This window comes from Marinobacter sp. DY40_1A1 (assembly GCF_016597815.1).
GTDB classification, from domain to species: Bacteria; Pseudomonadota; Gammaproteobacteria; order Pseudomonadales; family Oleiphilaceae; genus Marinobacter; species Marinobacter xiaoshiensis.
Map to the genome: position 1 here is coordinate 227,018 of NZ_VCHA01000006.1, position 18,094 is coordinate 245,111.

Genomic DNA, 18,094 nt, shown 5'->3' on the forward strand with positions numbered 1-18,094 from the left:
TACGAGTATTGCGCATTAACCGCTTTTCGCGAGCCCGATGCGCAGGTTTTTACCCGCGTGGCAGGCCGAAGTGCTGCCTTATTCGGTCTGCTACAGCTTCAGCCACGTGTTCCTGATCGCTGCGCAGGTGCACTGTGTAGCTTGTTTCTTCGGCAGTGAGGGGCTCAAACCAGTCCTTCTGTGCGTCCAATAATTCTACTGTGGCTTCAGACGCATCGCCTTTGCGGTTGCGGACCCACTCCTTGCGCAGGGCTTCAGGCGCTTCGCAGTGAATCAGAGCAAAAGGTACTCCCTGACTCTCAGCTACTGCGGCAAACAAAGCGCGTTCTTTTTCTTTCAGGCTGGCGGCATCAACGATGACAGGCAATCCGGCCGCGAGCAGGTCGCTGGCAAGTTTGGCAAGCCGAACGTAGGTTTTCTCATTGGCTTCGGGAGAGTACAGGTTTGCCCCGGTGGGCGACTGGCTGTCCTCTAGTGGGGCCAGCCCGTGCAACCGCTTGCGCTCTACGTCGGATCTCAGGCGGATCAGGCCCAATTCGGCTGACATGGCTGCACTGACGCAGGTCTTCCCGCTGGCAGAGAGGCCAACAGTGGCCAACAGGTAGCGGTTTGGAATGTTGCTGTAATCTTCTGCAAGTTGAGCGTAGTCGCGGTAGTGCTGCATCAACCCTTCTTTTTCCTGCTCCGCAAGGGAGGGGTTGCCCATGGTGAACAGGGCAATTTTCGCTCTGACCAGCGCGCGATACGCCTTGTAAAGTGGCAAGAGGGGCAGTGCTTCGAAATCGCCGCGGTATTCCAGATAGGTGTTCAGAACCAGATTGGCCAGCGCCGGTTCGCGCCGGGACTCCAGGTCCATCAGTAAAAACGCAAGATCGTTTATGACATCAATCCAGCGGAAGGGCTCGTTGAATTCGATGCAGTCAAACACCGTTACTCTGCCTTCGTACACAGTGATGTTGGCGAGGTGCAGATCGCCGTGGCATTCACGCACATAGCCGTCTGTTCGACGTTGCGCAATCAAGTCGCGATGACGCTCGAAGGTGGTTTGGGTCCAGGCTTCGAGGTTGTCGAGTTGGCTGAGCAGGGAGGTATCGCTGATCAGTGGCCGAATCTGGTCAAAGTTTTCCTGCATGGCCGCATACACTGCTTCCGGTGTGCCCAGCGGCTTGTCGTCTGCAATCGGTTCAAGACTGTTATGAAAGTTTGCTACCTGTTTCGCCAGACTGGATAGCAGCTCCGGTTTGAGTTCGCCGGCTTCCTGTTGCTGGTCAAGCAGCTGGTTTTGACGGAACTGGCGCATTTTCAGCATGTACTCAAACGGTTCACCATCGCCGCCGATAACAGGCTGCTCTGGGCTACCAGTAATTGGAAGTACCTCGAGGTAGAGTGGTTCTGCCAAGCGCCGGTTCAGGCGAAGCTCTTCTTCGCAATAGTGCTTGCGGAGTTCCAGCGTGGAGAAATCAAGAAACCCGAAATCTACCGGTTTTTTGATCTTGTAGGCATACTGGCCCGTTAGAATCACCTGAGAGATGTGGGTTTCGATGATCTGAAATCCATCTACCGGGTGGTGGTACAATGCGGGGTTCTGCATTGCCAGCAACAGATTGCCTGGGGATGTTTCACTCACGGTGTGCTCCTCGCTTCCCTGAACTTATTGAATTTTTATCGTCCCATCATAACGGGCAGGTTACAGAAATAACACATAGTTGGCCTGCCTTATCTTGTACAGGCTTCGTTATAATCCGCCCATGAAAAAAAACAGCTCCTCTGCAAAAAAGCCCAATAAGAAGCCCCGGAAAAAAAATGCCGGGAATGGACGCCGCCCCTGGTTCTGGAAATTGTTCATGCGCGTGAGTGCCATTGGCCTAGTGCTACTGGCTTGCTGGATGGTTTATCTGGACGCTGTCGTTACATCCCGGTTTGAGGGGCGACGATTTGAAGTGCCTTCCCGGGTGTATGCACGGCCCCTGGAACTTTACGATGGTGCTGGTGTGAGTTCTGGGTCACTGGAGCGGGAATTGGCTCTTGCGGGATATCGCAAGGGTGATGGAGTAAAACCCGGGAGTTACCGGCGCAACGGTGGCCACTTTATTATCAGCACCCGCGGCTTCCGTTTTCCGGATGGTAGTGAGCCCAGACGAACACTTTCTTTGAACATATATGGCGATCGCATCCAGGGTTTTTCCGTATCCTCCGGTGAAAGCGCTGCAATTGTAAGGCTCGAGCCTGCGCGTATTGGTGGCATTTACCCGGCACACAAAGAAGATCGCATACTGGTGCGCCTGGAAGAGGTTCCTCAGCTGCTGCCGAAAGCCCTCATGGCAGTGGAAGATCGCAATTTTTATAGCCACTTTGGAATTGCACCGGCTTCTATAGGCCGTGCCATGCTGGCCAATATGCGCGCTGGGCAAATCGTTCAGGGCGGCAGCACCCTCACACAGCAGTTGGTTAAAAACTTTTTTCTTACCCGGGATCAGACCCTGTTGCGCAAAGGTAATGAAGCCTTGATGTCAATCTTGCTCGAATGGCACTACGAGAAAGACGACATACTGGAAACCTACTTGAACGAAGTGTACCTGGGACAGGCAGGGACTCGCAGCATCAACGGATTCGGGTTGGCCAGCCAGTTCTATTTTGGTGAGTCGTTGAAAGATCTGGATGTGCACCAGATTGCCTTGCTTGTGGGCATGGTTAAAGGGCCGAGCTATTACAATCCCCGCCGGCATCCGGAGCGAGCGACTCAGCGCCGCAATCTGGTTATCAGTGAGATGGAGGACGCCGGCCTGATTGATTCGGCAAAAGCGGCCCGCGCTCGTGGCCTCTCACTTGGTGTTAGCGCAAAGCCGTCGTATTCGGAGAACCGCTATCCCGCTTATATTGACCTTGTTCGGCGGCATCTGGCGAGGGACTACAAAGAAGCGGATCTACGCAGCGAAGGTCTCCGCATTTTTACCACCCTGAACCCGGCTATTCAGTACGCAGCTGAGTATGCCGTTACTGATACCTTGCCAAGGCTAGCCAGCGGTGAAGTCGGCAAAGCCCTGGAAGCGACGCTTGTAGTCACCGCCAAAGATAGTGGCGAAGTTCTGGCTCTCGTTGGTGGCAAAGACCCGCAGTTCGCCGGGTTTAACCGGGCTCTGGATGCCAATCGCCCGATAGGGTCACTCATCAAACCGTTTACTTATCTGACTGCTCTGGAACAGCCGGATCGTTACACTCTGATGACACCGTTACTGGATAAGTCCTTCACGCTTGAATTTGATGATGGGCGGCGCTGGCAGCCGAAAAACTACGATGGCGAGGAGCGCGGCGAAGTTCCCCTGCACCGTGCGCTTTCGAAGTCCTATAACCTGCCGGCAGTGCGTGTCGGCTTGGACCTGGGTGTCCCGGCGGTTATTAAAACCATGCGGGCCTTTGGTGTGGTTACGCCAATTTCTGAGTACCCTTCCATGCTATTGGGTTCTGTGGCTATGAGCCCGGTCACGGTCGCCCAAATCTATCAGGGGTTGGCGACATCCGGATTCAATACGCCGTTACGCACGATCAGAGAAGTGACGGATTCAGCCGGTGGGGCACTTTCACGGTATAACCTTGAGGTGGATCAGGTGGCAGACCCCGCTGCAGTGCATTTGCTGCAGTATGCAATGCAAGAAACCATGCAAGAGGGTACAGGGCGCTCGGCATACTATTCAGTTCCCAAGGAGCTTACGCTGGCCGGTAAAACCGGAACAACCGACGATGGCCGCGATTCCTGGTTTGCCGGCTTCAGCGGAGATTTGCTGGCGGTTGCCTGGGTGGGCCGGGACGATAATGGGCCCACCGCGCTTACCGGCGCTACTGGTGCCTTGCCTGTTTGGTCACGATTTATGGCACAAGTACCACAGCATGGTTTCTCCCCGGTAGTCCCCGATGGTGTCAGCTATCATTGGGTAAATCCTGAAAAACAGGCATTAACCGACGAGTATTGCGATAATGCGCGCCTTCTGCCGTTTATATCGGGTAGTGAGCCGACACAGCGAGTGTCATGCTCTGGTACCCTGGAGCGGAAAATTCGAGGCTGGTTTGAAGGATTGTTCCAATGAGTAGGCAAGGTGTATTTCAAGTAGGTATGTTGGTGGCGTTATTGAGCCTGGCGGGATGCGCAACTGGGCCAGGAGGCTCTATTTACGTGCCTGCAGGGGGCTCTGAGCGTGCTCCGGAACCACCGCAGACGACTGAAGGGAATGACGAAGCTCAAGTCTGGCGCAAAAGTGAGCAGACGGAAAACCGAGAGCCAGAACAGCAGCCCCAGCGTAGTAGCAAACCCAGTTATCAGGATGCCGGGGATGCGCTTTCACCTGCCGCACTCAGCCTCGTTCGCGAAGCGGACACTCTGCTGAAAAGTGGCGACGCTCAAGGGGCCATTGTTCGACTGGAGCGAGCGCAAAGAATCGCGCCGAGGTCTGCAGAGGTTTATTTTAAATTGTCGGAAGCCTATGTGGCAGGTAATAAGCTTGGGCCTGCAGAACAGTTTACGTTGAAGGGACTGTCTCTTGCGGGGAGTGATACTCGGCTGCAGCGCGCAGGTTGGTTGTTGTTGGCTGATATCCGCAGGGCGCGGGGGAATCTGGCAGGGGCAAGCCAGGCTGAAGAGCGCGCGGCAGCCCTGTAAAACAGATAGGTAAATGACCCTGCCGGAGCGCTTTCCTGGCAGGGTCGGGCCTCGCTTAAAGACCTGCGTTTTTCAGTCGATTTGCGTGTTGTTTGAAGACGGCTTTCGGGTCGGTCTCAAATAAGCTGTGCAGTCCTAGCGCCTGGTTTACTTCATCCAGGTGGTTCATGAAGTAGTTGTCCCGGATGACCTTGCCAAAATGGTTGCTGCAGCGCTCAACCAGACCGTCATGCTGAGATGACCCCATTGCCAGGCTGGTAACGCCGAGTAGGGCGTCAGAAGGGTCCAGAAGGTTGGTGAGAACACCTGTGCCACCCCAGGAATAGAAGCGAACGCCGTTTGCAGAATGCGCGCCTTCACCGCAAGAGCTTGTTGGAATGCCTGCCGGTGCAAAATTATTGAACTCTGCACTGCCCTGGCTTGTCAGAGATTGCAGGCTTGCTCCCATGTTTTGATCGTATCCGCCGCCGGAGATCAGGTCTATAAGACCGCCAAGTGCGTTGCCCAAAGTGTTTGCCAGGCTGCTTGCTGGTGACCCGATGATTACATCAGCAACGGCAGAGCCTTTGTGCGGCGAGCCTACAGATGTGACCGAAGCCACCAGATCAGGGCGTACCCGGGCAACGTAACGGGCCGTAGGTCCGCCATGGCTATGGCCTACGAGGTTTACTTTGCCGTGCACGGCAGCAATGGATTCTACCTGTGACAGCAGTACCTCACCCCTGGCAATAGTACTTTCCAGAGCTGGAACCTGAGATGTATATACATCCGCTCCATTTTTGCGAAGATCTTCAGCAACGCCGTACCAATAGTCCACGCCAATAATAGAGTCGAAGCCGAACATACCGTGCACCAATACTATGGGGTATTGGGTGCCGGCGTAATTTGCGGGTTTAGAGTTCCACCACCAGGCGGCGGAGGGGGCTGACCAAGCTATGGTCACAACCAGAGCGAGTGTTTTGATCCAGAGTTTCATGGTTTTTCCTACAGTTTGAGGTTGTGTTTGTTATTCAAACTGCGGCTCAACCTAACGGGTTGTTCCAGATACTTCGTGTCTGTGCCATAACGCGTGGCACAGAACCTCTGCTTGCTGACTTCCATGTTTTTGTTAGATGTTTGCCGTCAGAGCATCGCTATAGATACGTGGCTATAATTTGATCAGCTCGATTTTATAGTCAACGGCTAAAAGGGCAAAACACACAGGGAGGGAGGTATAGCGTGACGAGGTTCACAGATTGTCTCGGCAGGACATCGTTTTGATGTCCTGCCGAGTGTCGGTTCGAAAGCGTGTTGCCTGATCTGATCCGACAAGCTTGGGCAATTAAAGAGTTGCGAAAACCTTGCTGGCTGCGGCAATCGTATCGGCGATGTCCTGATCCGACAGAGCGGCGCTGGTGAAACCAGCCTCAAAGGCAGAAGGCGCGAGGTAAATACCTTCTTTAAGCATGCCCTGGAAGAATTTCATGAATCGTTCCACGTCGCAGGCCATTACCTGATCGAAGCTGGTAATGCTGGCTTCTTCAGTGAAGAAAAAGCCAAACATAGCGCCCGCGCCCTGAACGGCCATAGGAATGCCGGCTGCATCTGCCGCAGCCTTCAGGCCCTCACGCAGCGCAACAGTTTTTTCGGTCAGGCGATCGTGGAAGCCAGGCTCAGATATGGCATTCAGAGTCGCCAGGCCTGCTGACATGGCCAGTGGGTTGCCGCTCAGCGTGCCGGCCTGGTACACCGGGCCAAGAGGCGCAATGTGTTCCATGATTTCACGCTTTCCACCAAAGGCGCCAACAGGCAAACCACCGCCGATCACCTTGCCGAGCGCCGTCAGGTCCGGGGTTACCCCATACAGACCCTGAGCACCGCCGAGTGATACGCGGAACCCGGACATCACTTCATCAAAAATCAGTACGCTGCCGTACTCGTCACACACTTCCCGGAGGCCTTCCAGAAAACCTGGAACCGGGGGGATGCAGTTCATGTTGCCTGCAACCGGCTCTACGATAATGGCTGCAATCTCATCGCCCATTTCTTTAAAGATCTTGCGAACACCCTCAATATCGTTGAAGTCGAGAGTGAGCGTGAGTTCAGCCAGGCAAGCAGGAACGCCGGGTGAGTTGGGGACGCCCAAAGTCAAAGCGCCGGAACCAGCCTTAACCAACAACGAATCAGCATGCCCGTGGTAGCAGCCTTCAAACTTGACGATTTTGTCGCGACCGGTAAATCCGCGAGCCAGTCGAATGGCGCTCATAGTGGCCTCAGTGCCGGAGTTCACCATGCGCACCAGATCAATTGAGGGCACCAGTTCGCACACTTTGCGAGCCATATCGGTTTCGATAGACGTGGGCGCGCCATAGCCAACCCCAAGGTCTACCTGTGCGTGTAGGGCATCTTTGATGCGCTTGTCTGAGTGGCCAAGGATCATTGGGCCCCAGGATCCGATGTAATCGATATAGCGCTTACCGTCCTCATCATAAAGGTAGGCGCCCTCAGCGTGCTTGAAAAAGATCGGGGTGCCGCCCACACCACGGAATGCGCGAACCGGGGAGTTAACGCCGCCCGGAATGTATTTTTGTGCCTGCTCGAACAGGGTTTCGGAATGTGTCATTTGTGGGAGCTCCTGTTATTTGGGAGTGAAGAATAGTGGGTGGTGGCTGGCAAACAGCCTCTGGAATACTTGTGCTTTCTGCATTGTGGCTTCGGGGCTGCCCCCGAAAAGTCCGCCAACAACCGCCAGCAGATCGGCGCCCGCCCGTATAAGGAGCTCGCCGTTTTCTGTAGTGATGCCGCCAATGGCCGTAACTGGCCGCTTAAAACGCCTTGCTTCGGCTAGTATTTCGGTTGGGGCGGGCGGGGCATCCGGTTTGGTTGATGAATTGAAAAACCGACCAAATGCCAGGTAATCAGCGCCGCCTGCCGCAGCTGCTTCAGCCAGTTCAAGGTCGGCATGGCATGTAATGCCAATAATTGCGCCATCTCCAAGCAGATGACGAGCTTCTGCTGCCGAACCATCCGTTTGGCCAAGGTGAACACCAGCAGCGCCTATGCGCTTTGCCAGCTCGATATCATCGTTAATCAGCAGAGGGATGTCTGTAGTGGCGCATACGGATTGCAGGCTTCTTGCTTGTGCTAGGCGTTCTGGCATGGGTGCAGACTTTTCCCGATACTGCACCATCACAGCGCCACCGACAATGGCGGCTTCCACGGAGGTAAGCAGCGTTGCTGAGGGAGTCAATTGGCTGTCGGTAATTGCGTAAAGCCCGACAGGGACACGCGGTTTCATCGTTCCCACAGAATGCCTCGATCCGGAACCGGCTGGCCTCTTCCCACCTCAAGGGCATGCAAAATAGTGCGGTGCACGTAGTTTTGGGCCTGGGAAATTGCGGCCCGAGGTGAAAGCCCTAACGCCCGCCCGGCAGCAATCGCGGCTGCCAGTGTGCAGCCGGTGCCATGATATTCCCCGCCTATACGCTCGACATCCCAAGACATGGGCTTGGGAGCGTGGTTGTATAGCGTATTGGTGATGTGAACACCCGTGCCATGCCCACCGGTTGCGAGCACCGAAGCGCACCCTTTACTGAGTAGTTTGCGCGCAGCCTCAGCGGGGTCGTCGCACTCTCCCAGCAAAGCCAGTTCTATGCCGTTGGGGGTGATCATTTCGGCGAGCGGGAATAGTCGTTCTTTCATGGTGGCAAGCAGTTCGTCATCCGCCAGATCGCCACCTCCTGCGGCCTTGATCACCGGGTCGGTTATCACCGGGATATCCGGATGCTTCTCAAGAAATTCAACCAAAACATCCACAACTGCAGAGTTGCCCAGGGCCCCGGTTTTTACCGCGTGTATTGGGGCATCTTCGGCGATGCACCTGAGTTGCTCACGTATCAGTTCCGGATTGACGGCTTCGGCACCGTATACATTCCGGGTATCCTGAACAGTCAGACAAGTGAGCACAGGTAACGGGTGGCACCCGAGTGATGTAATGGCCTGAATGTCCGCCTGGATGCCGGCGCCGCCGGAAGGGTCCAGGCCGGAAAGAACAAGTACTTGGGGGCGAGTGTAGTATTTGATTGCTAAAACTCCCTAGAACGGCTTAACGACAGCGAGAATAACAACTGCTAGTAAGATAAGCACCGGCAACTCATTGAACCAGCGATAGAATACATGGCCGCGAGTGTTGAGGTCGTCGCGGAACACCTTGACCAGATGCCCGCAATAAAAGTGGTAGATAATCAACAATGCCACGAGCAGCAGCTTCACATGCAGCCAGCCCTGGCTGAAGTAACCCGACACATTATAAGTAAGCAACCAGATGCCAAAGATCACGGTGGCAATCATCGAGGGTGTGGTTATCCCCCGATAAAGTTTGCGCTCCATGATTTTGAAGCGCTCCCGCCCCGGTTCATCCTCACAGGCAGCATGGTAGACAAACAGCCTTGGCAGATAGAAGAGGCCGGCAAACCAGCACACCAGAGATATAATATGAAAGGCTTTAACCCACAGCATTGATCAGCTCCGTCGATATTGGTAATAACTTTCGATGTCAGATTTAAGCACAACGCCGTAAACCCTTTGAATCATTGGTGCTACATGGCGTTGCACATACAGCGCCTCGGCGCTGGTGTTCTCAAACTCGTGCATTGCCTCTTCGAGCGTGGCCTGGTATTGCACCGGCGCAATATCGCGCCGATGTGCGGGAATGTCCATCAAGTCGATGGATTCGACAGGCTCGTCCGTCTCGTTTGATGCCGCCTCAGCTGAATCTTCAAGATAGCGGGCAAGGTCAACTGCAGGCAGCAAAGCTGTGGGACCGTTCTTGCCATCAACGATCAGCCATTTGGGTTCCGCTTGCAGAGCCTTTCGGGCCTCCTCCGCAGTAAGGTGCCGGTTTATGCGCAGTATGCTCTTGTCCATGATTGCCGCCACAGATACCCGGCGCAAAGCCTGGATCACTGGTGAGCTTTGATAGCTCAGGCCTTGGCTTTTAAGCACGGTCAGGAAGAGGGATTTTTTTCCGAATGCTTCACTTGTGATAAGCGTGGCTGTGGTAATAACCAGCATGCCGGGGAGAATGATATTGGGGTTTCGGGTTAACTCCATCAGTGCCATAAGTGCGGCAAGGGGTGCCTGTAAAACTGCACCCATCATTGCGCCCATTCCGAGCATCGCATAAAAGCCAACCGATGAAGCGTGGCCAGGGAGTATGTCTCCACCGATGAGCCCCAGGGCCCCGCCAAGCGCTGCACCCATAATAAGCGTAGGGCCAATGATGCTGCTGGGCATGCCCAGCCCGACGGTTAACGCGGTGATAACCAGTTTCGCAGCGCCTACGGTAAGAAGCAGCCAGAAGCCAAGTTCGCCGTTCATGGTTTCGTTTACGGTGTCATATCCGATCCCCATGGTTTGGGGGACCACTACAGCAGCAACGGCCATCAGCATGCCGGCGATGATCACTCGCAATAAGATAGGGCGCTGGTTGAACCGCCCCATGGCGTCGACCAGATGAATGAACAGAGCTGCCGAAACACCGATAATAATGGCGATGACCAGAATCCAGGGTATCTCCAGAAATGAGTTCATGGTCAGCGCAGGCACGTTAAATGCCGGTTCTGAACCATACACTAGTTGGGTGACCACCGCTGCGCTGACCGCCGCAAGAATAATGGGCGTAAATCCGGCTATGGTGTACTCCATCATCACCACTTCCATGGCGAAGATCACCCCGGCAATCGGTGTGTTGAACGATGCGGATATGGCGGCAGCACAACCGCACGCCACCAGGGTGCGTATGCTGTTGTTGGGTAAGCGCATCCACTGCCCCATGAGGCTTGAGAATGCAGCGCCCAAATGAACGGCAGGCCCCTCCCGACCAGCGGATTGCCCGGTGATCACAGTGCTCACGCCTACAACGAATTGAATAATGGCGCTTCGTGCGGTGATGTAGCCCTGGTGGTAATTCAGGCGCTCCATCACATGGACGACACCAACTTTCCGGTCATGAGTGGCTAGGCGGTGTAAAAACAGGCCAATACCGAACGCACCTGCAAGAGGCAGTACGGCGCGGGTGATTATATCCAGGCTCTCAAAGGCTTCAGAGCCTTCTCCCGGCAGGAAATACTCCAGCGGCCATTCGATGGCCAGGCGGAAGACCAGAATCACGGCGCCGGTAACCAGCCCGGATAGCAGGCCGAGAATAGCCAGTTGTGGCAATGAATCCACACCGGACATACTGCGTGTGAAAACAGAGGATATTCTTTCGCTAATCCGATGCCAGACTTTATTCATGGATGCCGGTATTCCGGTACAAGAGAGTGGCCTTCCAGAGGGTTTCTGACATCATTGTAACTGTCACTCTGCAGGCTGCAATGAGTCGTTGGTTTATCATGATAGACTAAGGCGTTAAGCTACAGGCAAAGACTCCTCTAAATCCTTATCCAACGTCGCTGGAGAGCAAGTTGATTAAAGTAGGTATCGTGGGCGGCACCGGCTATACCGGCGTCGAGCTCCTCAGAATTCTCGCTGTTCATCCGGAAGTAACGGTAAGCTGCATAACCTCAAGATCTGAGGCCGGAGTGCCGGTATCCGATATGTACCCAAATCTCCGTGGGCACTTTGATCTGGCTTATTCAGAACCGGACCCCAGTGTTCTCGCGGCATGCGATCTGGTGTTTTTTGCAACACCACACGGCGTTGCCATGGAGATGATCCCGGAGTTGATGGCTGCCGGCGTGCGGGTTGTCGACCTGTCGGCAGACTTCCGACTCAAGGATCTGAAGGTTTGGTCCCAGTGGTATGGCCTGCCTCATGAATCGCCAGAGTGGGTTGAAAAGGCTGTTTACGGGTTGCCAGAAGTCGCACGTGCTGAGATCGCCAAGGCGCAACTGGTTGCCAACCCCGGGTGCTACCCGACAGCGGTTCAGCTGGGCTTTCTCCCACTGCTAGAGAATGGGTTAGTTGACCCGTCACGGTTGATTGCAGACGCCAAGTCCGGTGCCAGTGGCGGTGGCCGACAGGGCAAAATAGCCATGTTGCACGGTGAAGTCAGTGAAAGTTTCAAAGCCTATGGCGCATCAGGCCATCGTCACTTGCCGGAAATTCGACAGGGCTTGTCCGCTGCAGCGGGCATTGAAACCGGTGTGACATTTGTGCCTCATCTCGTTCCGATGATTCGCGGCATAGAGGCAACGCTCTATGCAGAGCTGAAAAATCCGGCTGATTTCGATCGTTTACAGGCGCTGTTCGAAGAGCGTTATCGTGACGAGCCGTTTGTTGATGTGATGCCGTTCGGTAGTCACCCGGAAACTCGAAGTGTACGGGGTGCTAACTTGTGCCGCATGGCACTGCACCGGCAGGAACAGAGCAACATCGTGATCATCTCTTCAGTCATAGATAACCTGGTGAAAGGTGCGGCTGGCCAAGCTGTCCAGAACATGAACATCATGTTTGGAGTTAAAGAAACGCTGGGCCTTGAAGCGCCTGCGCTACTGCCGTGAGGAACGCCAGTGAGCGAACAACGGAAACCCACTGAGGAGTATGTTGTTATCCGCCATCGGCCGGGATACCGGCTGAAGCGGGCGCTGATCCTGATTGTGTGCACAGTGATTGCTGGCGCTGGCGGGTATGCTGCCGGGCTGGCTCAGGGAGGTTTTCGGTCCACTGGGGTCGAAGCATCCAACGAGCGATTGGAAGACAAGCTGGCAGCTCTGGAAGCCAACTATCGCGATGCCCGTCAGCGTTTGGTTAATCTCGAGCGTGGTAAACTCATTGATGAGCAAGCGCTGAATCAGGCCCGGAACATCATTGTGGAATTGGAAACCCGGGTAGGTTCGCTTAAATCGGATCTCACATTCTATAAAAATATCATGGCGCCCTCTGAAACCAGCAAGGGGTTGCAGGTTGATCGGTTTTCACTGACCAACGATAGGCAGGCAGGCGTTTATAATTTCAAACTTGTGTTGACGCAGGTTGGTAACAACAAGAGCTATATTTCAGGTGTTGTGGCCGTCAATATAATTGGGATGCGCGATCAGGAAAAAGAGGTTATCGCACTGCGAGACCTGTCCCAGGAAATAAAAGATCTTGGCGTGAAATTCCGCTTTCGGTACTTCCAGGATGTGGAAGGCAAGCTGACATTGCCTGACGGTTTTGAGCCACTTGAAGTGCAGGTGGTTGCGCAGGCCGAAGGACGCAAATCCTCGCAGGCCGAGCGAACATTTGGTTGGGGCGATTTAACGGAGAATTAGAAATGTTTGGTAAGAAAAAGGCAAAGCCCCGTCGGGCCACTGGTAACTTTGACACACTGATTTCTTCGCGCACAACCATAGAAGGAGATGTGCACTTTTCCGGCGGCTTGCATGTCGATGGCCACATCCGGGGCAAGGTGTTGGCTGAAGAGGGCAGTGATGCGGTTCTGAGAGTTTCAGAAGTAGGTGAAGTAACCGGTGACATATCCGCCCCGCACGTAGTCATCAACGGAACAGTTCACGGTGATGTATATGCGTCTGCGCATCTCGAACTTGCCGAGAAGGCCGCTATTCACGGCAGTGTCTACTATAACCTCATTCAGATGGCGATGGGGTCATCGGTAAATGGCAATCTGGTTCACCAGCGCGAGCCGTCCGGGTTGCTGACTCAGGACAAGGCGCGGCCGGAAGCGGAACCAGGTCATGCTGTCGAAAGTACTGATGAGTCTTTCGACGAAGATGGTGGTAAATCCGAATAGTTGATTGTTTTACTCAGGAATACCATAATCCACGCAGTTGTATCAGGTAATCCGGAGGCAAACTTGAGTGTAGTCCAGCAGCAGATGGCAGCACCGCTGTTTTTCAGCGATAGTGCGGTCAATAAGGTACGAGAACTGGTAGATGAAGAGGGTAACTCTGATCTCAGGCTGCGCGTGTTTGTGACCGGCGGTGGGTGTTCGGGTTTTCAGTACGGGTTCTCATTCGATGAAACTCAGGATGAGGAAGATACCGTCATTGAACGGGATGGAGCCGTTCTGCTTGTGGACCCTATGAGTTATCAATACCTTGTGGGTGCTACCATAGATTACCAGGAAGGTTTGCAGGGCTCTCAGTTTGTTGTGCAGAACCCTAACGCCAGCTCTACGTGTGGCTGTGGTAGTTCTTTTACGATTTGATATCCCGCAAGTGCGGGCACCCGGCAGGGAGCGTTTGCATTATGCCGGGTAAACAGCCCCGAGAATTCGCGGGCCTTTAGCTCCGGTGACTTCCGGCAGGTTGCCAGGTTTGCGCTCCATTGCCTGCTGGGCCAACCATGCAAAAGCGGTGGGCTCTACCCACTGCGGATCAAGGCCGAGTTCCGCTGTGCTGAGTACGCGGATAGGGCTAAGACTTTGAGTAAGTTCCTTCATGAGCAGCCTGTTACGAGTTCCCCCTCCGCACGCATACACAACCATTGCTGGTGACTGAGGCATTTGCCGGGTCGCTGTTATAACTGAGAGTTGCAGCAGTGTGCGCTGAACGTCTTCCGGCCGAACATTGTTATGCCGCCTTACCAGAGTTTTAACCCACCGGAGATTGAACTTTTCTTTTCCGGTGCTCTTGGGGGCTGGTCGCTCAAAGTAGGCATCTGTAAGCATGTCACTGAGCAAGGCTTGATCAATAATCCCTTCCTCCGCCCACTGGCCGTTTTCATCGTAAGGGCGACCGGTTTGATCTTGGCACCACGCGTCCATCAGGGCATTTGCGGGCCCGGTGTCGAAGCCCGTCACTGGGCTGCCTCGTTCAGATGGAATCCAGGTTATATTTGCTATGCCGCCGAGATTGAGGATGCATCTGTCTTCTGTATCCGAACCGAAAAAATGCTGATGAAAGGCTGGAACCAGAGGCGCGCCTTGCCCACCCGCGGCCATGTCACGGCTGCGAAAATCTCCTACCGTCGTAACGCAGGTTTTCTCTGCAATGATTGACGGGTTGCCGATCTGGAGTGAGAAGCGACCAGGCCCGGAAGGTTGGTGCCTCAGGGTTTGTCCATGGCTTCCAATTGCACGAATTGACGATCTCTCTACCCCGGACTTGCAGATCAGGGCTTCCGCGGTGTTTGCGAAAAGTGTGCCGACCAGTGTGTCAAGCTCGCCCACCTCGTCTGGTGTAGCTTGGTTCTGGCTCGCCAGTACCAAGCGCTTGCGCAGGTCTTCAGGATAAACGGAGGAGTGTGTTGCGTGAGTGCGGACAGATTTGCCCTGAAAGGACACCAGCACGGCGTCTATACCATCCATGCTGGTGCCGGACATGAGCCCGATCCAGGTGTCCATAATAACTCAGTTGTCCGAGGCCAGGGCGAGATGCTGGTAGTTTGTCCGGAAGGTTTCAAACTGGGCAACTTGCTGTTCCGTGTGCTTTTTGAATCTTGCCATTTCAGTGGCAGGAATAGGCTGTGCATCAGGCAGCTTTACAGTTCTGGAGTTACGGGGTGAACCGTTCACACGGAATTCATAGTGCAGGTGTGGCCCGGTTACCATGCCGGAGGACCCAACATAGCCAATCGTTTGGCCTTGCTTGACTCGGGCGCCGTTTTTCATGCCTTTGGCGATACGACTCATGTGCGCATACAGCGTGGTGATGTTGTCACCGTGCTTTAAAACAATTGTACGGCCATAGCCGCCTTTCCAGCCAGAAAATTGAACTCTTCCGTTACCCGCAGCTTTAATGGGGGAGCCTGGAGGTGCGGCGTAATCTGTTCCTTCATGAGGGCGCACTACATCCAGCACAGGGTGGCGGCGCTGAAGGTTAAATGACGAGGAAATTCGCGCGTCGATAGGCGTGCGCAAGAAAGCTTTGCGCATGCTTTTGCCGTCAGGTGTGTAGTAGTCGCTATCGCCGTTGCTGTCCGTATAAAGGAGGGCAATGTTTTCTTCGCCACGGTTTACGAAGCGAGCAGACAGAATGCGGCCGGTGCTGAACTTCTCGCCATCGAGATAGAGTTCTTCATAGACCACTTCAAACTGGTCGCCCTTGCGAACGTCATAAACAAAGTCGATGTCCCAGCCAAAAATTCCCGAAAGCTCCATAGTCAGGCGGTCGTTAAGTCCTGCCTCGCGTGCGGCGAGGTAGAGTGACCCGTCAATGGTGCCTGAGGCGTATGCCGGTTTGGGCTCTGGCTCGCGCACTTCTGTTTGCCCGGTATAAGTTCCTTCTTGTATGTTAATCTTCAATGTTTCCAGACGGCTGCGCTGGAGTTCTACTGCCGCAAGCTCGCCTTCGCTACCAATGGCGAATCGGATCGTCTCGCCAGCATAAAGACGCTGTAACTTATCTGCCTCGCCTTCGCCATGAATTACGGAGAGCATAGTGCCGTCATTGAATCCCGCTTTCTTGAAAAGGGAGGACAATGTGTCGCCTGATTTGATATCGAACGTTTGCCAGGACAGGCGAGGCGCAAGCTCAGGGGCTGCTGAGTCTGAGGTCTCCGGAGAGATAGCGGCAGCCTGGTCTGCAACAACGGGCTCGGCCGGAGTAGGGTTTTTCTGTTGCGGCTTTTGGGAGATGATTGCAGAAGCCTTGCCCTGTTCTAAATCGAGGGTGTAAGACATTCGCTTGGCCTCAACGTCGGCGCTGGGGCTCATCAAAATTGCGGCAGATACTACAACGGTTGCAGCAGCGGCAATGGTAATATGAGTTTTCGGAAACATTTTCAGCAAGTGTCGCATCCGTTTCAATCCGTATTCCGGCAGCTTGTGCCACCTAGTTAAAGCTGTTGTTCAAGTATAGACCAACAGATTACCGTATAAAAAGCGCGTGGAACAGCGTAGAACATTACGGTTGTTGCGCCCTAAGCCGGATTTCTCAGGGTGTCATTGGTATAATGCCGCCGCCCGAAATGCCTGGCATTGTTTAAAAACTGAGCGCTTGCACTTTAACAGGGTGCCAGGTAACTCACAGAGTTCTTTTGTTGAAGTCTGTAACTGATAATTTATTGTAAAACCGATTGGGGATTAATGATTCATGGCATCTATTGATGAAGCCCTTGCGATTATAAAGCGAGGCGTAGACGAGCTGATACCAGAAGGCGATCTGATAGCGAAATTAAAAGAAGGTCGCCCTTTGCGCATCAAGGCAGGTTTCGACCCTACTGCCCCCGATCTCCATCTCGGGCATACCGTGCTGATCAATAAGCTGCGCCAGTTTCAGGAACTCGGGCACGAGGTCATCTTTCTGATAGGAGACTTCACCGGGAAGATCGGTGATCCTTCTGGTAAAAGCGCTACCCGGCCCCCTCTAACCGACGAGCAGGTTGCCCAAAACGCGATTACCTATAAAGAGCAGGTGTTCAAGATTCTGGATCCAAAAAGAACCCGGGTGGTCTTCAACTCTGAATGGATGAGCAAGATGGCTGCAGCGGACATGATCCAGTTGGCGGGTCAGTATACCGTCGCCCGCATGCTGGAACGTGATGACTTCACCAAGCGTTACCGCTCTGAGCAGCCTATTGCCATACACGAGTTTCTGTATCCGCTAATACAGGGTTATGACTCTGTGGCGCTGGAAGCGGATGTTGAGTGTGGTGGCACGGACCAGAAGTTCAACCTTCTGATGGGGCGGATCTTGCAGAAGCACTATGGTCAGGCGCCGCAAGCTGTTTTGACCATGCCGATATTGGAGGGGCTGGATGGCGTTCAGAAGATGTCCAAGTCATTGGGCAATTATATAGGTGTAAACGATGCCCCGGGCGAAATGTACACCAAGCTGCTGTCTGTGCCAGATGAATTGCTCTGGCGCTACTTTGAGCTTTTGAGCTTCCGTCCCCTGAAGGAAGTAACTGAGTTCCAGAAAGCTGTAGAAGGCGGGGCGAATCCTCAGGACTACAAGAAGTTGCTGGCGGAAGAGATTATTACGCGCTTTCACAGTGAAGAGGCTGCGAGTACAGCGCACAAGTCTGCAGGTAACCGGGTTGCGCTAGGGGATATCCCTGAAAATGTTCCGGTAGTCGAAGTATCACTGGAGGGGCAGGCGGAGATTCTTATGCCGTCTGTATTGCGAATGGCGGGTCTTGTAAAGAATGGTGCGGCTGCGCGAGATGTCCTCGGGCGTGGTGCTGTGTTTGTTGATGGTCAGAAATTTGAGGGCGACCGTGCTTTTGTGGAGGGTGACACTTGCGTGATTCAGGCGGGAAAGAAGAAAATCGCCCGTGTTTTGATCACTGCTTGATCGATTTCCGGCTATTTTGAATTTATTTCAAAATGGCCGTTGACAGATCTGCGTGTGTCTGTAGAATGCGCATCTCCTTCGAGGGACACACCGCTGAGGCGGGGTGGATTGAGAAGGACAACTGTTTGAAGGTATTAAAGAAAACGAGTTTGAAGGTTCTTTAATTAAACGGTTGACAAGGCGGCGAGACGATGTAGAATACGCCACCTTGATTGAGCAACGGCTCAAACGCTCTTTAACAAATTGACCAAGTAATTCGTGTGGGCGCTGGCTGGAGTATTTC

At 54.0% G+C, this 18,094-nt stretch carries 16 protein-coding genes; 7 read left to right on the forward strand and 9 right to left on the reverse strand.

From position 1 onward, the window contains the following. Positions 1-49: 49 nt before the first annotated feature. Positions 50-1,591, reverse strand: a complete 1,542-nt coding sequence (locus FFI61_RS16020; RefSeq protein WP_227715008.1) for a bifunctional aminoglycoside phosphotransferase/ATP-binding protein — start codon at positions 1,589-1,591, stop codon at positions 50-52. A gap of 157 nt (positions 1,592-1,748) precedes the next feature. Here FFI61_RS16020 and mrcB point away from each other — a divergent pair, with 157 nt between their 5' ends. Further along, complete coding sequence (gene mrcB, locus FFI61_RS16025) at positions 1,749-4,082, forward strand: penicillin-binding protein 1B (RefSeq protein WP_200371713.1); 2,334 nt, start codon at positions 1,749-1,751, stop codon at positions 4,080-4,082. Further along, positions 4,079-4,651, forward strand: coding sequence for a tetratricopeptide repeat protein (locus tag FFI61_RS16030; RefSeq protein WP_200371714.1), 573 nt, complete (start codon positions 4,079-4,081; stop codon positions 4,649-4,651). The genes mrcB and FFI61_RS16030 overlap by 4 nt, the downstream gene beginning before the upstream one ends. A gap of 55 nt (positions 4,652-4,706) precedes the next feature. Here the strand turns inward: FFI61_RS16030 and FFI61_RS16035 are convergent, their stop codons facing one another. The 6 genes from FFI61_RS16035 to FFI61_RS16060 form a co-directional block, all read right to left on the reverse strand. Continuing rightward, complete coding sequence (locus FFI61_RS16035) at positions 4,707-5,627, reverse strand: lipase family alpha/beta hydrolase (protein ID WP_200371715.1); 921 nt, start codon at positions 5,625-5,627, stop codon at positions 4,707-4,709. A gap of 345 nt (positions 5,628-5,972) precedes the next feature. After that, a complete protein-coding gene (gene hemL, locus FFI61_RS16040; protein WP_200203612.1) occupies positions 5,973-7,253 on the reverse strand; it encodes a glutamate-1-semialdehyde 2,1-aminomutase in 1,281 nt (426 codons plus the stop codon). Positions 7,254-7,268: 15 nt separating this feature from the next. After that, entirely contained in the window at positions 7,269-7,928 is a 660-nt protein-coding gene (thiE, locus tag FFI61_RS16045; RefSeq protein WP_227714990.1) for a thiamine phosphate synthase, read from the reverse strand. Continuing rightward, on the reverse strand, positions 7,925-8,713 hold the full coding sequence (thiD, locus tag FFI61_RS16050) for a bifunctional hydroxymethylpyrimidine kinase/phosphomethylpyrimidine kinase (protein WP_413785012.1): 789 nt from the start codon (positions 8,711-8,713) through the stop codon (positions 7,925-7,927). Before thiD ends, thiE begins: the two co-directional genes overlap by 4 nt. A gap of 12 nt (positions 8,714-8,725) precedes the next feature. Then, positions 8,726-9,148 (reverse strand): protoporphyrinogen oxidase HemJ, encoded by a 423-nt coding sequence (hemJ, locus tag FFI61_RS16055; RefSeq protein WP_200203622.1) that lies wholly within the window; start codon positions 9,146-9,148, stop codon positions 8,726-8,728. A 3-nt stretch (positions 9,149-9,151) separates the two neighbouring features. Further along, positions 9,152-10,927 (reverse strand): chloride channel protein, encoded by a 1,776-nt coding sequence (locus FFI61_RS16060; protein ID WP_200371717.1) that lies wholly within the window; start codon positions 10,925-10,927, stop codon positions 9,152-9,154. A 170-nt stretch (positions 10,928-11,097) separates the two neighbouring features. Between FFI61_RS16060 and argC the strand changes: the two genes are divergently transcribed. The 4 genes from argC (at position 11,098) to erpA (ending at position 13,781) form a co-directional block, all read left to right on the forward strand. Continuing rightward, complete coding sequence (gene argC, locus FFI61_RS16065; protein ID WP_200371718.1) at positions 11,098-12,135, forward strand: N-acetyl-gamma-glutamyl-phosphate reductase; 1,038 nt, start codon at positions 11,098-11,100, stop codon at positions 12,133-12,135. 9 nt (positions 12,136-12,144) lie between these two features. Next, positions 12,145-12,885, forward strand: a complete 741-nt coding sequence (locus FFI61_RS16070) for a DUF6776 family protein (protein WP_200203628.1) — start codon at positions 12,145-12,147, stop codon at positions 12,883-12,885. A gap of 2 nt (positions 12,886-12,887) precedes the next feature. After that, positions 12,888-13,364 carry a bactofilin family protein gene (locus FFI61_RS16075; RefSeq protein ID WP_200203630.1) on the forward strand — a complete coding sequence of 159 codons (477 nt, stop codon included), beginning with the start codon at positions 12,888-12,890 and terminating at the stop codon, positions 13,362-13,364. An 84-nt stretch (positions 13,365-13,448) separates the two neighbouring features. Continuing rightward, complete coding sequence (gene erpA, locus FFI61_RS16080) at positions 13,449-13,781, forward strand: iron-sulfur cluster insertion protein ErpA (protein WP_200203675.1); 333 nt, start codon at positions 13,449-13,451, stop codon at positions 13,779-13,781. Positions 13,782-13,820: 39 nt separating this feature from the next. Here the strand turns inward: erpA and FFI61_RS16085 are convergent, their stop codons facing one another. Further along, a complete protein-coding gene (locus FFI61_RS16085; RefSeq protein ID WP_200371719.1) occupies positions 13,821-14,918 on the reverse strand; it encodes an anhydro-N-acetylmuramic acid kinase in 1,098 nt (365 codons plus the stop codon). Between the two features lie 6 nt (positions 14,919-14,924). Then, positions 14,925-16,304 (reverse strand): peptidoglycan DD-metalloendopeptidase family protein, encoded by a 1,380-nt coding sequence (locus FFI61_RS16090; RefSeq protein WP_200371720.1) that lies wholly within the window; start codon positions 16,302-16,304, stop codon positions 14,925-14,927. 304 nt (positions 16,305-16,608) lie between these two features. Here FFI61_RS16090 and tyrS point away from each other — a divergent pair, with 304 nt between their 5' ends. Beyond that, complete coding sequence (tyrS, locus tag FFI61_RS16095; RefSeq protein ID WP_200203636.1) at positions 16,609-17,811, forward strand: tyrosine--tRNA ligase; 1,203 nt, start codon at positions 16,609-16,611, stop codon at positions 17,809-17,811. The last annotated feature ends 283 nt before the right edge of the window (positions 17,812-18,094 follow it).

Bases quoted from the DNA above. Each gene is read 5' to 3' on its own strand.
- FFI61_RS16020 (WP_227715008.1), bottom strand. From the start codon at position 1,591: ATGCAGAACCCCGCATTGTACCACCACCCGGTAGATGGATTTCAGATC.
- FFI61_RS16075 (WP_200203630.1), top strand. From the start codon at position 12,888: ATGTTTGGTAAGAAAAAGGCAAAGCCCCGTCGGGCCACTGGTAACTTT.
- FFI61_RS16035 (WP_200371715.1), bottom strand. From the start codon at position 5,627: ATGAAACTCTGGATCAAAACACTCGCTCTGGTTGTGACCATAGCTTGG.
- thiE (WP_227714990.1), bottom strand. From the start codon at position 7,928: ATGAAACCGCGTGTCCCTGTCGGGCTTTACGCAATTACCGACAGCCAA.
- hemJ (WP_200203622.1), bottom strand. From the start codon at position 9,148: ATGCTGTGGGTTAAAGCCTTTCATATTATATCTCTGGTGTGCTGGTTT.
- tyrS (WP_200203636.1), top strand. From the start codon at position 16,609: ATGGCATCTATTGATGAAGCCCTTGCGATTATAAAGCGAGGCGTAGAC.
- mrcB (WP_200371713.1), top strand. From the start codon at position 1,749: ATGAAAAAAAACAGCTCCTCTGCAAAAAAGCCCAATAAGAAGCCCCGG.
- hemL (WP_200203612.1), bottom strand. From the start codon at position 7,253: ATGACACATTCCGAAACCCTGTTCGAGCAGGCACAAAAATACATTCCG.
- FFI61_RS16060 (WP_200371717.1), bottom strand. From the start codon at position 10,927: ATGAATAAAGTCTGGCATCGGATTAGCGAAAGAATATCCTCTGTTTTC.
- FFI61_RS16030 (WP_200371714.1), top strand. From the start codon at position 4,079: ATGAGTAGGCAAGGTGTATTTCAAGTAGGTATGTTGGTGGCGTTATTG.
- FFI61_RS16085 (WP_200371719.1), bottom strand. From the start codon at position 14,918: ATGGACACCTGGATCGGGCTCATGTCCGGCACCAGCATGGATGGTATA.
- erpA (WP_200203675.1), top strand. From the start codon at position 13,449: ATGGCAGCACCGCTGTTTTTCAGCGATAGTGCGGTCAATAAGGTACGA.